The organism is Lacinutrix sp. Bg11-31 (genome assembly GCF_002831665.1).
GTDB lineage: Bacteria > Bacteroidota > Bacteroidia > Flavobacteriales > Flavobacteriaceae > Lacinutrix.
Genome location: NZ_CP025118.1, coordinates 2541833 through 2557508, shown reverse-complemented (window position 1 = coordinate 2557508; position 15676 = coordinate 2541833). Strand labels below are relative to the sequence as shown.

Annotated in this window: 12 protein-coding genes and 1 pseudogene; 7 read left to right on the top strand and 6 right to left on the bottom strand. The window is 30.9% G+C overall.

The features are described 5' to 3' along the window. The first annotated feature begins 708 nt into the window (after window positions 1–708). From CW733_RS11540 to CW733_RS11520, 5 genes are all read left to right on the top strand, one after another. On the top strand, window positions 709–2877 hold the full coding sequence (locus tag CW733_RS11540) for an ice-binding family protein (protein WP_100997320.1): 2169 nt from the start codon (window positions 709–711) through the stop codon (window positions 2875–2877). Between the two features lie 464 nt (window positions 2878–3341). Then, window positions 3342–3539 (top strand): hypothetical protein, encoded by a 198-nt coding sequence (locus CW733_RS11535; RefSeq protein ID WP_100997319.1) that lies wholly within the window; start codon window positions 3342–3344, stop codon window positions 3537–3539. 1743 nt (window positions 3540–5282) lie between these two features. Further along, window positions 5283–7022, top strand: coding sequence for an ATP-binding protein (locus CW733_RS11530; protein WP_232730357.1), 1740 nt, complete (start codon window positions 5283–5285; stop codon window positions 7020–7022). 396 nt (window positions 7023–7418) lie between these two features. After that, window positions 7419–7772 (top strand): cupin domain-containing protein, encoded by a 354-nt coding sequence (locus tag CW733_RS11525; RefSeq protein ID WP_100997318.1) that lies wholly within the window; start codon window positions 7419–7421, stop codon window positions 7770–7772. Window positions 7773–8135: 363 nt separating this feature from the next. Then, window positions 8136–8675: an AraC family transcriptional regulator gene (locus tag CW733_RS11520; RefSeq protein ID WP_100997317.1), complete on the top strand. Its 540-nt coding sequence runs from the start codon at window positions 8136–8138 to the stop codon at window positions 8673–8675. Between the two features lie 197 nt (window positions 8676–8872). Here the strand turns inward: CW733_RS11520 and CW733_RS11515 are convergent. From CW733_RS11515 to CW733_RS11505, 3 genes and pseudogenes are all read right to left on the bottom strand, one after another. Further along, window positions 8873–9673 (bottom strand): annotated as a pseudogene (locus CW733_RS11515) (IS3 family transposase); the annotation flags it as partial. A gap of 71 nt (window positions 9674–9744) precedes the next feature. Next, window positions 9745–10086 carry a transposase gene (locus CW733_RS11510; RefSeq protein ID WP_100997315.1) on the bottom strand — a complete coding sequence of 114 codons (342 nt, stop codon included), beginning with the start codon at window positions 10084–10086 and terminating at the stop codon, window positions 9745–9747. A gap of 166 nt (window positions 10087–10252) precedes the next feature. Beyond that, complete coding sequence (locus CW733_RS11505; RefSeq protein ID WP_232730356.1) at window positions 10253–10975, bottom strand: acetolactate decarboxylase; 723 nt, start codon at window positions 10973–10975, stop codon at window positions 10253–10255. A gap of 228 nt (window positions 10976–11203) precedes the next feature. Between CW733_RS11505 and CW733_RS11500 the strand changes: the two genes are divergently transcribed. Next, entirely contained in the window at window positions 11204–12196 is a 993-nt protein-coding gene (locus tag CW733_RS11500; protein ID WP_100994760.1) for an IS110 family transposase, read from the top strand. Window positions 12197–12363: 167 nt separating this feature from the next. On the opposite strand, the gene CW733_RS11495 is transcribed toward CW733_RS11500, so the two are convergent. From CW733_RS11495 to CW733_RS11485, 3 genes are all read right to left on the bottom strand, one after another. Beyond that, window positions 12364–12948 carry a hypothetical protein gene (locus tag CW733_RS11495; protein WP_100997314.1) on the bottom strand — a complete coding sequence of 195 codons (585 nt, stop codon included), beginning with the start codon at window positions 12946–12948 and terminating at the stop codon, window positions 12364–12366. 15 nt (window positions 12949–12963) lie between these two features. Beyond that, the gene (locus tag CW733_RS11490; RefSeq protein WP_100997313.1) at window positions 12964–13536 is read right to left on the bottom strand and encodes a helix-turn-helix domain-containing protein; all 573 of its coding nucleotides are present in this window, start codon (window positions 13534–13536) and stop codon (window positions 12964–12966) included. Window positions 13537–13768: 232 nt separating this feature from the next. Beyond that, window positions 13769–14308, bottom strand: coding sequence for a hypothetical protein (locus tag CW733_RS11485; protein WP_100997312.1), 540 nt, complete (start codon window positions 14306–14308; stop codon window positions 13769–13771). Between the two features lie 303 nt (window positions 14309–14611). Here CW733_RS11485 and CW733_RS11480 point away from each other — a divergent pair, with 303 nt between their 5' ends. Next, complete coding sequence (locus CW733_RS11480; protein WP_100994760.1) at window positions 14612–15604, top strand: IS110 family transposase; 993 nt, start codon at window positions 14612–14614, stop codon at window positions 15602–15604. Window positions 15605–15676: the final 72 nt, after the last annotated feature.

The window sequence follows — 15676 nt, the reverse complement described above, 5'->3', positions numbered from 1 at the left end:
TAAACTCTTTGTTTTGTAGTTCATTTACTGCTCTTAAATAAAGATTGTTCTTTTCAGTTTTTACATAATACTTAAGTAGGTTTTCTTTTGTAATCGAATCCTTAAAAAGCATCAAGGCAAAACCTCTTTTTCAATAAGTGGTATCCATCAAAACAATAACTGCTCTTGATGATATTTCTCCGTGCTGAATTGTATGATTATCTATTTTTCTTTGAATCGTTCTCTTAGAACATTCATACTTCTTTGCCAGTTGAATGAAAGTTTGCTTTCCTCTAACATATTCTTGCCATGATTAAGCTGAATATATACTGATTTTACTTACAAATTGTCTTTTTCAGATATGGAATTTGTGCTTTTTATTTAGTGCAAAGCTAACAATATCAGGACTTTTAGTGTTTTCATCCTCCTTTTTGTTCATTACGGCGAAAATTAGAATTTCTTTAGCTTTCAATTGTTTAAACCGAAGCAAACTCTATACATTTGCTTCAGCAAATGCTAGATTTAACTATGTTTAGAATGCCAATCGTTTTGTAAAACACACAATTAATCCTAATTACACCACATTATCCAATACCTCAGAAGTATCATAATTCTAGATACTTCCAAATTATAATAGTTGTAAATAGAATACTATTATTACCTAATATGAATACTATTATTACCTAATATAAATACTATTATTAACCAAATTTAATACTACCTATTATTATGAAAAAAATTACATTACTTTCGATTACAACTATTTTACTACTGCTGTTTTCATCTATAAGTTTCAGTCAAACGGCAAACCTAGGGATACTTTCTACTTTTGAAAGTTTTACAGGTGCTGGAAGTGTTGCAAACTCAGGAGGAACCATTAATGGCGATTCCGGTACATTTTTTGGATCTTTAAGCGGAGGAAATAACGGAGACCAATACATTGGTGATGCTGTAACTGACCAGGCTAGAAAAGATTTAATGAGATTGTATATTCACCTTAACGATCTTTTTGTTGACTATCCTAACACTCACGCTGCCGCATTTGGAGCTATTGGAGCTGGTGAAACGCTTACTCCTGGAGTATATTCAATTGCTTCTGCTGGATCGGTTGGAACCATTCTTAATCTTGATGGAGGAGGAGATCCTGACGCTTTTTTTGTTATTAAATTTGCGGGAGCATTTACAGTTGGAGCAAATTCAATTGTAAATTTAACTAATGGTACACAATCATGTAATGTTTTTTATATCGCTGCTGGAGCTATATCTGTTGCTGCAGATGCCGATATAAAAGGTACCTTATTTTCAAAGGGAGGAGCTGTTGGTCTTGCGGCAAACGTTATTCTTGAAGGAAGAATGCTTACCACGGCTGGAGCAATAACTCTTGCAGGTGGTGCAAGTGCATCTCAACCACCTTGTACAACAGCAATTGAAATATTTTGTGAAGCGGCCTGTGTTCCTGCCGCTGCTGTTGATGTTTTAGGATCTGTTTCAGATTTTATGCTTTTTTCTAGTGCTGGTAATGTGGCAAACACAGGTATATCAGGAGTTAATGGTAATATTGGTACAAATTCAGGAACTATAGCTGGTTATACTACTGGAATTCATATAGGAAATGAGGAGACTCCAAGTACTCTTACAGCAACAGCAGCAGCAGATTTAGACAATGCTTATACTGCACTTATGGCTTTGACTGTTACAGGAACGCATGCGGCAGCTTTTGGAGCAGGAGAAACATTATCTGCTGGAGTTTATGATATGGCAGCAGGATCTTTAGGAGGAACAATTACTCTTGATGGCGGTGGAGATAGCGATGCAATATTTGTTATGAGATTTGCGGGTGCATTTAATGTAGCTTCAGGATCAAAAGTAATTTTAGCTAATGGTGCTAGTCGTTGTAATATTTTTTGGATCGGAGGAGCTGGTGTTGTCACTGGTGCAGTTAATATAGGAGCAAACTCTATTGTAAAAGGAACATTTCTTTCTCATGGTGGAGCCTGTAACTCAGGAGTGAATGTGTTTCTTGCAGGGCGACAATTTTCTACAGGAGGTGCAGTTAATACTAATGCAGCTATACTTTATACTAATCCAGAATGTGTTACTTCTACGCCTTTGTTAGACACTGATGGTGATGGAATTCCAGATTTCACAGATACAGACGATGATGGTGATGGAATTAACGATGCTGATGAAGCGTTAATTGGTACAGATCCTTTATTAATCGATACAGATGGTGATGGTAATAGTGACGGTGTGGATGATTTTGATGATGATGGTATTGATAATGCAACAGAATCAGATGAAAATTCTGAAATTGTAACAGATACGACTCCAGCAGATGGATTCCCAGATATTACAGATGGAGTAGACACTGATAGTGATGGAACTCCAGATATTACAGATACAGACGATGATGGCGACGGAATTAATGATGCAGATGAAGCGTTAATTGGTACAGATCCTTTATTGTTCGATACAGATGGTGATGGTAATAGTGACGGTGTGGATGATTTTGATAATGATGGTATTGATAATGCAACAGAATCAGATGAAAATTCTGGAATTGTAACAGATACGACTCCAGTAGATGGAAACCCAGATATTACGTTTGACAACACTACTTTAAGTGTTGATAATTATAGCATTAGAAATGTTGTAATTCACCCAAACCCATTTAATGATAGAATTTCAATTCATTTATCTTCGGATTTTGATAACGATTCTTTTGAAATTAAATTATTAGATTTAAACGGAAGAGTGATCTCAAATAACAAATCTCAAAGTGTTAACGGTTTAATAAGTATTGAGAATTTAAATAACCTAAAACAAGGCGTATATTTTATTATGATTACAAATAGTAGTGATGGTGAAAGCAATGTTTCAAAATTAATTAAAAACTAAAATTTTTAAACTTAATTTTAAAAAGCCACCTTAATTGGTGGCTTTTTAATTTTCTTTAGGCAACACCCTTAAACTGTATAAGTTTTATAATCTCAGATCAAATTATGATCTGAGATTTTTTATTTTTTAATATTAAATTTCACACACTTATACTTGAGTAAAAAACTCCAATAGTAAGCGAAAACCAAGCTAGATTAATCAGTTTATAATTAGGTTTAGAAGGAGAACTCATATTTCTTCGCGTATTATTTACAATAAAAATTAGGGCTAATTATTTTAAATATTCCATCCCGAAAATTAGAACTTCTTTAGCTTTCGATTATTTAAACCGAAGCAAACCTTGTGCATTACCTTCAGCAAATGCTAGATTTAGCTATAGAATGCAAATCGTTATGTAAAACACACAATTAATACTAATTACACTACATTATCGAACACCTCTGAAGCATTTTAAACTATTTTAGATGGCAATTTACTTTTTAAAGTGCAGTTTTAGTAAAGAGTTTATTTCAGGATTAACCTATTCTTTTACTTATAATAAATTGGTGGATGCTAATAAAATGCGTCAGTTTTATGTAAATTTAAATTTTGATATTGCTGGAAAATCAATCTATTTGGTAAATAACAAAAGCCTAACAAACCAAAGTGAATTTTCGCTTTAGAATGTGCATAATATGCAAAAGTAGATATCAATTTAAGCTATTATTTTAACTTTGAAAAAGAACAAAAAATAGCCACAAGTCCGTTTGCAAGATGTAATTTGGCTTATAGGAATTCAGATTTTTTAACATTTGCACAACAATATTACTCTGGTGAATCTTAAAGTGTGCTTGCTTTTAGGGTTCGTTCACTTTAATTTATAACAAATTAGGCGCAGACGATGTTGCATTTTTAGGCGAAACAGGAAACAATCGTTTAAAAGCAAATATAGAATATCGTTTTCCAATTTTTTGATTATTTTTAAAGGTGCTTTGTTTTGCAGATGCAGGAAACATTTGGCATTAAGAAGAAAATATTGCTTTACCTAAAAGCGACCGTTTCTATTTTAAGATTGATGAACTAATTCTTAGCTTTGCTATCGTATATTCTTTTAAAATAGAAGCGTTTAAACGAATCTCATGCGCTTAAGAACGCCCTTTTTTTACATATACTTGGGTTTTTGTGTATACATATTTTAGGACTATTAAGTATATGGTGTACAAGACTATAGCGAGTTAAGTTTATATTAAAAAAGAAAACTAGCTGAAGGAAAAGATAAAATACTAGCTATAAATAATGTTAGAAATAAATTAATAGCTAGAGCTTTTGCACTTGTAAAAGCAATTAATTATACACGTCTTAAGTTTCCAATTTAAATATTTCGTAAACTCTTTTTTAAATCCGTTTTCAGATTCTTGACAAACGAAACAGTTCCTATTTCTTTTTCCCAAGACTAATCAATTTTTTAGCAGTTACTTGTTAAGAAGTTTGGCTATAATCAATATAAAAAACTGAGTTTCAAGACTAATTCCTCCCGCTTGGGAAGAATGTATTCCTTTTACATACATTGAAATACTGTTTAAGACAGCATCGAATGCATTTCGCTTCACTGTCTTTCTCATAACTGTTTTGTGCTTGTTTCTCATTTCTTCTTGAAATCTAGCTTTTCTTCATGTTTCTCGCCCAGAGTCGGGTCACTAAGTAAACTTCCATTGCTGAATGCACACCGTTTTCTCTAAAACCATATAAAACTTTGTTCTGTTTTTTCTATAAGCTGTTACTTTCGAATTTTTAAACATACGTTTAGAAACTTGGTACAATATAAAAAGTGTAATAAATTGAGGGCTTAAAAACCACGACACAAAAACTTGAAGTAAAGTAAATATTGTTTTTAAAATTATTGCTGCATTTCTCTCACTTTTTCCGAAAAGCGATAAGATTAAATTTTAAAAACGAGAAGTTTATTCTGGTCGCTGCGATAGCGCAATATAGTGAAGTCCAGTTCCCGTTACTGGATTTCAATAAATAAATTTTTTTTATTTCTATTTGTAGGGTATAGGTGCTGAATAACTCGTTTTTCAAACTATTAATTTGCTTTCAATACTATGCTTTATAACTAACTAATTTTCTATATTTTAGCATTCTAAAACTTAGTAAAGCGTTATTTATAGTTAAAACCTGTGATTTGTGTAAATTTATCAAAAAAGTATGTAACTAAAAGTTGTGGTTTACAATTATCTTTATTGTTATAAATATAGCGATTGAAATGGTAATTAAAAATCCAAAATCCGCTTTAAATTTTATCTAAGAAATCTAAGATAGCATTTGTAAATTCCTATTTAATCCAAAGCTATAGAAATACTTATTCTTTCCTTTATAACTTAAAACAGTATACGTTTTTTATTACCTAATTAAATAATACATTTATGAATAGCCAAGATGAATCTAAAAAAGAAATTAGAAATGAAATAATAGAATTACAGCAGGAATTTTTAAGCACAATAAAAGACATTGACCCTAAAAGGCGTAATATACTAGAGCAAGAATTAATGATGGCTATGCAAGGTGTTTCTTTAAAAAATAAAGAGAGAGCAAAGCGCGCAGCTGAATTGATAATAGCTAATTTGGAGCTTAAATTCATGAATCAAGAAAAAGCAAAACGCGCAGCCGAGCTGGTTATTGCTAATATAGAATTAGTCTTTCAAAATGATGAAAAATCAAAACGAGCTGCAGAATTGGCTATTGCTAATAAAGAACTTGTTTATCAAAACGATGAAAAAGCGAAGCGAGCGGCAGAATTAATTATTGCAAACATTGAGTTGGTCTACCAAAATCACGAGAAATCAAAACGTGCCATAGAATTACATATTGCTAACAAAGAACTTTTATTTCAAAATGAAGAGAAAGAAAAACGTGCCGCAGAGTTAGTTATTGCTAACAAAGAACTTTTATTTCAAAATAAAGAGAAAGAAAAACGTGCAGCAGAATTAGTCCAGGCAAAAGAGAAAGCAGAATATAGCGACTTATTAAAATCTGCATTTTTAGCAAATATGAGCCACGAGATAAGGACACCTATGAATGGTATTCTTGGTTTTGCCGATTTACTGAATGAACCTGAACTTACTGGAGAAACGAAGCAAGAATATATAGATATTATTAAAGAAAGCGGTACTCGAATGCTCAATATTATAAATGATATAATAAGTATTTCGAAAATTGAATCAGGATTAATGGAATTAAATATACGGGAATTAAATATTAACAAGCAAGTTGATTTTATTTATTCGTTTTTTAAACCCCAAATCGAAGAAAAAGGTATACGTTTTATTATTAAAAACTCGTTATCCGAAGAGGAGGCAATAATTAATTCTGACAGCGAAAAAATCTACGGTATTCTTACCAATGTGATTAAAAACGCTATTAAGTATACAGAAAAGGGAACTATAGAATTAGGTTATGGTTTGAAAACAAAAAGAGAGCCAAAAGAGATAGAATTTTATGTGAAAGATACAGGAATTGGAATACCAAAAAGTAGACAGGAAGCAATATTTGAACGCTTTATACAATCCGATCTTTCAGACGAAAAATCATTCGAGGGAGCAGGACTAGGCTTATCAATTTCAAAAGCTTATGTAGAATTACTTGGTGGTAAGATTTGGGTAGAAAGCAAAGTAAAAAAAGGTTCAACGTTTTATTTTACTATACCTTGTAAATTAAAAGAACGAGTCCAGACTATTAAACCCATGGCTTTACCTAATAAAGTTAAAAAAAATCTTGATCCTAAAGATTATAAATTAAAAATATTAATTGCTGAAGATGACAATATATCAACAATGCTCTTATCGGCACTTATTGAGATATATTGTTTAACAATTCTTCGAGCTAAAACAGGTTTAGAGACTGTAGAATTATGTAGAGCTAATCCTGACATTGATTTAGTTTTGATGGACATTCAAATGCCTAAGCTAGGTGGACTTGAAGCCACCCGAGAAATTCGAAAATTTAACAATAACATTATTATTATAGCACAAACAGCTTCTGTAATAGCTGGCGATCAAGAAAAGATAATTGAAATGGGATGTAATGACTATATATCGAAACCAATTAATAAAAACAATTTATTTAATTTGGTTGAAAAATATTTCGACGTATCTCATGCAAACTAAAAAACATTGATTAAGCATAAAGGTTAAGACTTCTAATTTTAGTTATAGAAGGAATTAAATTCGTGATTACTAAATTATCTTTGAATCAAGTTAGACAGTTGCCTAGAAAACCTAATTAAATAATTTTCATAAATAGTATCAATAGAAGACTTAAAAATTTGCTTTTTTAAAACAGTAAACTACTTACTTCTGTAATAGATAAAATGTGTTTAATTCAAAAAAAAAATGATTTTAGAGCAACAAACATTGAAGCCATTTTGAATAACACAAAAAGCCATTTACAATATCTATATTAATAAATGAATAATATCTCATTTTGAACATTGCCTTATATATAGTGCGTACATTAGCGATTGAAATACCCATTCAATAACACCTAACCAAAAAACCTATATCATGAAAAAAAACGGATTTGAAATGGAGAAAGCAACTCCCCATATTATAGTGGAAATTATACAATATATTCCGAATGCCGTTGTTAGTAAAACTATTATCAAGAAAATCAGTGGTAATATTACTGCGGTTTCTTTCGATATTGGAGAAGAACTGGCCGAAAAAACATCTCCATTTGATACTTATATACAGATTATAGATGGTAGAGCTCATCTTACTATTAATAAAAAAGAATATCAGCTAGATCTTGGAGAAGGTCTCATCATTCCTGGTAATCAATCACACTACTTTACAGCAAATGAGCAATTTAAGATGATATCTACAGTAATTAAGAGCGGTTACGAAGATTTTGATTAGTTATGGCATCTAAATCCATTTTTAGTTATGAAAGTTTGAGTTGAATAATTTTATTTAAAAGTGTCTAAAACAAGTTGTTAGCTTTAATTGTATCTTGTATAATAGTAAGACTTAATAGGATGTGACTCGCAGTGTTTAGTGTGACGATTTGTTGCATTACTAGTTAAATAAGGTAAGCCCTTCTTTTTTGAAGCGTTTTTTTGTAAAAAAGGCATCCCATTTATGTGTGTCTACAAGTCAATTAGTTAAACGTTGTAATAAAGTTTTAATATATAGAACAACTTATTGCAACTAAAACTAAAAGCCTAATTATATTAACCAATATGCAATAAAATTAATCTCTTGAAATTATATATAAAGTACATGGTAAGTTTGAGGTGTAAGCTCATGGTTAAACAAGAGTTGGAAAGACTTGGATTACACTATACTAGAATTGATCTTGGTATGATTGAAATTTTAGAGGATATTGACGAAGAAAAGAAACTACTTCTAAAAAGCAATTTATCATCGTCGGGTTTAGAGTTACTAGATGATAAAAAAAACATTCTTATTGATAAAATTAAAAATGTTATTATAGAAATGGTTCATTATACAGATGAAGTGCCCAAAGTCAATTTTTCAGATTATATTAGTGAAAAACTGAGCTATGATTATACTTATTTGTCCAACTTATTTTCAGAGGTTAAAGGCATAACCATACAACACTTCATTATAAAGCATAAAATAGAAAGAGCCAAAGAACTTATTCTATATGACGAATTAAACCTTACAGAAATATCTTGTAAATTAAATTATAGCAGTGTTGCACATTTGTCCAATCAATTTAAAAAAGTAACAGGGCAATCACCATCTTTTTATAAAAAAATAGGCAAAAAAAGGAAGAAAAATTTAGAGAACCTGTAAGATATGTAATCCTTCACTTTAGTTTTGTAATACCAAATATTGAATTTTGAATCACCGTTTTATAGTATTGGAGATGAATTCATTATATGTAAAAAAAATAAGATAAAAATAAATTCTAGAGCTGCAACGAGACGTTTAAAACACCATTAAATAGGATATATCTTGTCCTGAAATACAGCTACAGGTTAAAATTGATTTTACGCTGATAATTTATATACCATATTTGGTGTTTTATAGTCTAAAGATAAATGTAATCTTACTTCATTGTATAAATTAATTGCAGCTCTCTTTGCGTGTGCTACGTTTTCAAAGGTCTGGTCTAGATAAAATTCGTCTTTTAGTATTCCGTTTAGGCGTTCTGCCATCGCATTTTCGTAGCAATGATTTTCTTCAGTCATACTAATATCTATCTTTTTTCTTTTGAGTATTTGTGTGTATACATTGCTACAGTACTGTATGCCTCTGTCTGAATGATGAATAAGCTGTTTAATATTTTTAGCTTGATATATGGCCTTATTAAGGGCTCTAACGCATCCATTGAGTTCAAGACTATCACTAAGGTTATAACCGACAATTTTTCTAGAATGCATGTCTGTAATGAGCGCGAAATAACAAAATCCTTTTACGGTTCTAACATTTGTGATATCACTTACCCATATTTGATTTGGTCTAGTAACTTCTATATCTTTTATAATATTACTGTACTTATAAAAGCGATGGTATGAGTTAGTTGTTCTGGCACTATATTTCTTTCTGAGTGTTAGCATTTGATGTTTTCTAAGGACATTAAACAATGTGTCTCTACCAACTTTAATATTAGCTTTAGTAAAATCTACATTTAAGGATTTTATAAGTTTTCTGACGCCTTCTCTAGGAAGGGATTTGCGTCTTTTTCTAACAATATTTATAATCTGTTGTTCGAGAATTAAACGTTTATCAGCTCTTTTTTTATACTTGTAATAAGCATTACGTTTAAGTCCAAAACCATTAGATATAGTAGTTAAAGAGGCAAATCCCTTAGTTTTTTATTTAGCTTTAATTAAGGCTTTATACTTAACTTTTTTTTTAGTTAAGCAATAGATTTGTAACCCAGATCCTCAGCAGCAACTTCTAGATATGATTCTTCTACCATTGCATCGAGATCCTTTTTAAGTAGTAATTTTTTAAGTTGTTCCACCTCTTTTTGAAGTGCTTTAATTCTAGATATTTCGTCTTTAGTTTCCACTTTTACTCTGGTGTTCATTAAGTCTTTACGATTGTACTTTTTAATCCACTCATAGACTGTTGTGGGAGCAATAGAGTAGAGTTTACAAAGTTCGCTCTTTGTGTGTTTTCCGATAGTAAGTTCGGCTAAAATTTTTAATTTAAAAGGTTCACTGTAACGTCTAATTACTTTGTCATTTCTGTACATAATGTTTAAAATTATGTAGCCTTATTTCAGGATGGGTCAAAATTATTGCCAACGTTGTTGTGTATGGTTAGTTTCGTGGTTAAGCAACTAAATTAATAAACAAATACTGACCAAGAAAGTAGGCAAGAAGCCAGCAATAAATTATATACGGTGTTGCCAGCAGTTTTTATTTTTTCGGTAAATATAATTTCATCTTTTCTATTTCTACATCGTCTAAATGTCCCATTTTACTTTCGTCTTTTGTTATTAAGTGTAAATGAATGTTTGAGTCGTGATGTGTAAAAACTCCTTTATGTTCAGTTGAGAAAAAACCAATAATTATTGCTTCTTCATTTTTCAACTCGTAATTAGTTTGTCCTTTATGAGCCTCTTCTGGTGAAGAAACCTTTGTTCCTTTAGGTAAATTTTGAATATGAATAATTGCTTTTGATATTCTTCCTGTTAGTTTGAAAGCAAAAGGTCTTTTAAAGTCAGTCGTCTTTTCGTCAACTAAATTTTCAATGTCTTTAATAGACTTTATGTTTGAAGCTAATTCTATTTCATTCCATTCGGTTACATTGGCATACACCAAGAAAGGTGCTGAGATATCAAATGTTTTTTCAACTGTCATAGTTGAATCTGACGTGACTTTTGAAACGTAACTATTCCCATCGTTAATAAGTATTTCTCCAGTCAGATAACTTTCTGGCCCAAGTCCATAAAGGCCTTTTTTATTAGAAATAGTATCGAGACTAATACTTCCACCTAATTCTCCTTTCCACATAACATTTTTCATTGCACCTACAATATTAATGTCTGAATAGGTTTCATTAGAGTTGGTTTTCTTGTGGTCAGAATTGCAACCAAATATTCCGATTGTTAAAATTCCAACTATTACTTTTTTTATCATAATTTCGTTTTTATCAAATTATTGTAACGTGTTCCTTTAGTTTGTAATAAATATCTTTAGATAGAAAAAGAGGAGAACTATAACGTGTTTTAGAATAACGCTCCCTTACACGTACGAGTCCTCTCTTTCTATACTGTTGCCAAGAACCATTTGGAATACCAGGAGTCAAAATCTCCCGATAAAGGAAGTAGTTAACGCAACATATTTATTCACTCTAATTGTAAAAATATGAAAAATTACAAAGAAGTCGTTGGAATCGATGTTTCAAAAAAAACAATAGATGCCTTTTGTTATCAAGCAGAAGTACATAAGGAGTTTATTAACGATGTAGTAGGTTATAAAAGTCTTTTAAAATGGGTTTCAAAGTATACCAATGAAATTGACGTTTTTTATTGTTTTGAGAATACAGGATATTACTCATTAAAATTAGCGCTTTATTTCGCTAGTCAATCTATAGTTTATGTAGAAGAAAGTCCTTTAAAAATAAAACGTTCATCGGGAATTGTAAAAGAAAAGACAGACAAGCTTGATGCGGCTTTAATAGCACGTTATGCTTGGCTTTATAGAGAAGAGTTGGAACCAAGTACAGTAAAAAGTATGTCTCATTTAGAGCTTGGAAGACTGTTAGCTTTACGGGATCAATTAGTTAGAAATAATGCAGGTCTTAAAGGTACTTTAAAAGAAATGAAAATACTTTTATCTAGTCCAACCACAGATTCTGGTTGCATAAGCTTAAAACGCAGTATAGACTATTTATCTAAGCAAGTAAAATCAGTAGAGGATAGGATAAAAGAGATTATTTCTCAAGATGAATCGATGCAAAAAAATTATGAATTATTATCGAGTTTAAAAGGAGTAGGTTTAGTAGTTGCTAGTCAATTAATTTACCATACAGGAAACTTTACACGCTTTGCAAGTTGGCGTGCTTTTTCTAGTTATTGTGGAACAGCGCCATTCGAGCATCGTTCTGGAACCAGTATCTATAAGCGAAAACAATGTCATTATTTAGGAGACAGAAAAATGAAAAGCTTATTAAGTATGGCAAGCGTTTCTGCAATACAACATGATAGTGAATTAAGACAATATTATAAGCGAAAAGTAGCAGAAGGAAAAGATAAAATGTTAGCCATAAATAATGTTAGAAACAAACTAATTGCAAGAGCTTTTGCTGTTGTGAAAAGAGGAACACCTTATGTTGTTTTACAACAGCATGCAGCTTAAAAAAAAACAGAATATTTATTAGGAAATGATCTTGGAATACGTGTATGGTTAGTTGCGTTGGCTAACAACTAAATTAGTAAAAGAAAACGAACCAGAGGAAATTCCGAAGGAATTTCCAAGTAGGCGATAACCAAGCAATTGATTATACACGTTGTTGTAACCAGTTATTATTCTATTATCTTTTCTGTACTTGCTCCAAGCCAGTATTCAATTAATGAATCAAAACTGAAAATTAATACAATAAATAGAATAGTAATTCCAAAAGTGATTAATCTTTTTTTAATAGGAACACTAGTTTTTGATTGAAAGTTGGTAAGCTTAATGACTATCTCTTTTACTATTTCTCTATTGAAAAATAGAATTAAGAATAACATTAAAAGAACTATTATGGCATTGGCTAATGCTGGATATACATCAAGAAAAATAATATCGAATATAATTATGTTTACCATTATAGGTAATAATATCAATACTCCTGTCAATTTTGTTTTATTCCATAATAGAAACCAAGCTCCTAAAAGTTGAAAAACACCAACGAACAAAATATAAAAATATGAGTGTCCCATAAATGTCCAAGCCAATGAAAATCCACTAGCTTCTCCTAATGTTGTATTTGCAATTTCATCAGGTATTTTTCCTTTCATATAGAATTGACCGCCTAACAATTTAGATATTGCATAAATATTAAGAATAATAAAAACGCATTGACGCAAGACAAGTTCCAATGTTACTTTGTAGTTTGATTTATTCATTAGTTCTTTATTTAATTAACTTAAGAATTTAAATACTGATGGATACTTTACAGATTTGCCATTATGGTATTTTAGGGTATTAGTTATTACAACTACAAAATTTAGAAAATACATTGCACTGATAGTTATTAGCATTCCAGCAAAAGAAATGGTTGTTAGTTCAAGTTTTGAGGTAATAAAAAGACCAATAACTAATAAAAACAAAAGTAAGGTCCAAGATATTTGAAAATTTAAAATGGATTTTCCAACTTGGTCTATATCTTTTATCTTATCCTTTTTTGAAGTCCAAATAATTAGTGGAATTAATATACCAAGTAATGGAAATGCTATAAACCCTAGTTGTGACAAGTTTAATAGTAATAAAGCTTTACTATCTTCAATAATTTGCCAATCTATTAATTCGTTAGGTGTAACATTTAAGGCACTAGATAATCTTTTAATAGAATCTCCAGTAGGTTGGGTTTCTCCATTTTCAATTCTTTGAACTGTCCGTAAACTTAATCCAGAATTTTCTGCCAAGAGTTCTTGTGACATTCCGTTTCGCTTTCTTAATTCTTTTACTCTTTTTGCTAAATCTTTATTCTTCAATTGAGAGATGTTTAATTGTTGAAAGCAAAGCTAAATAAAAGCATTGGCATTGGTGTCGTCATCCATATGACATCTTTACGTCATCTGTGTTTTAATTGGTTACAACGGTTTTGTATATGGAAAGTTGCGGGTTTGCGTGCGAGGAATTTCCGAGGGAAATTCAGACGTAGCAAACGTGCAACGACCTTTGTTTAAGCCTAACACAAGCAATTTTTTATATACGGTGTTGTGCTTAGTTTTTATTCAGTTCCTTTTCGCTTTTTGTTTTATCGTTCAATTTTTTTAGTAATAATTCCGCACTTTTAGTCGAATTCAATTTTCCACTTTGAAATTCCGAAATAATAGCAAAATTCGGCAAAATTTCTAAATCCTTTGATGGTTTTAGTAATGAATCAATTTCCGCTTTGGTATTGAATTCCGTTATCGTGTTCAGTTTATTCCTCAAGTCAGTTTTTGCATATTCAAATTGTTCGACTAATTTTTTCTTCTCTAAATCTTTTTCTCCAATTGATTTGAGTTTTAAAATTAGTGAATCAACAATTCTATTATGTTTGATTGCAGAATAATAAATCATTGCGGAATTCTCTCCGTCATATTTTTTTATTCGTTTTGAGTTAATTTCATTAAAATGTTTTTCAATCTTATTTTCCTCAATTTTATTCAGGCTATCCAGTTTAATTCCAATGGTCGAAAATGAACTTTCAACTTCTTTTGTGAGTTGATTGCAAGAAATCAAAGTCAGGATTATTAATGTCAGCAGTATGTTTTTCATAAATTAAGCACAACGTGTTCCTTTAGTTTGTAATAAATATCTTTAGATAGAAAAAGAGGAGAACTATAACGTGTTTTAGAATAACGTTCCCTTACACGTACGAGTCCTCCTTTAGTTTGTAATAAATATCTTTAGATAGAAAAAGAGGAGAACTATAACGTGTTTTAGAATAACGTTCCCTTACACGTACGAGTCCTCTCTTTCTATACAGTTGCCAAGAACCATTTGGAATACCAGGAGTCAAAATCTCCCGATAAAGGAAGTAGTTAACGCAACATATTTATTCACTCTAATTGTAAAAATATGAAAAATTACAAAGAAGTCGTTGGAATCGATGTTTCAAAAAAAACAATAGATGCCTTTTGTTATCAAGCAGAAGTACATAAGGAGTTTATTAACGATGTAGTAGGTTATAAAAGTCTTTTAAAATGGGTTTCAAAGTATACCAATGAAATTGACGTTTTTTATTGTTTTGAGAATACAGGATATTACTCATTAAAATTAGCGCTTTATTTCGCTAGTCAATCTATAGTTTATGTAGAAGAAAGTCCTTTAAAAATAAAACGTTCATCGGGAATTGTAAAAGAAAAGACAGACAAGCTTGATGCGGCTTTAATAGCACGTTATGCTTGGCTTTATAGAGAAGAGTTGGAACCAAGTACAGTAAAAAGTATGTCTCATTTAGAGCTTGGAAGACTGTTAGCTTTACGGGATCAATTAGTTAGAAATAATGCAGGTCTTAAAGGTACTTTAAAAGAAATGAAAATACTTTTATCTAGTCCAACCACAGATTCTGGTTGCATAAGCTTAAAACGCAGTATAGACTATTTATCTAAGCAAGTAAAATCAGTAGAGGATAGGATAAAAGAGATTATTTCTCAAGATGAATCGATGCAAAAAAATTATGAATTATTATCGAGTTTAAAAGGAGTAGGTTTAGTAGTTGCTAGTCAATTAATTTACCATACAGGAAACTTTACACGCTTTGCAAGTTGGCGTGCTTTTTCTAGTTATTGTGGAACAGCGCCATTCGAGCATCGTTCTGGAACCAGTATCTATAAGCGAAAACAATGTCATTATTTAGGAGACAGAAAAATGAAAAGCTTATTAAGTATGGCAAGCGTTTCTGCAATACAACATGATAGTGAATTAAGACAATATTATAAGCGAAAAGTAGCAGAAGGAAAAGATAAAATGTTAGCCATAAATAATGTTAGAAACAAACTAATTGCAAGAGCTTTTGCTGTTGTGAAAAGAGGAACACCTTATGTTGTTTTACAACAGCATGCAGCTTAAAAAAAAACAGAATATTTATTAGGAATTGATCTTGGACGGTTTTGTGTATGATTAGTTGCGTGTTTTAAGCAC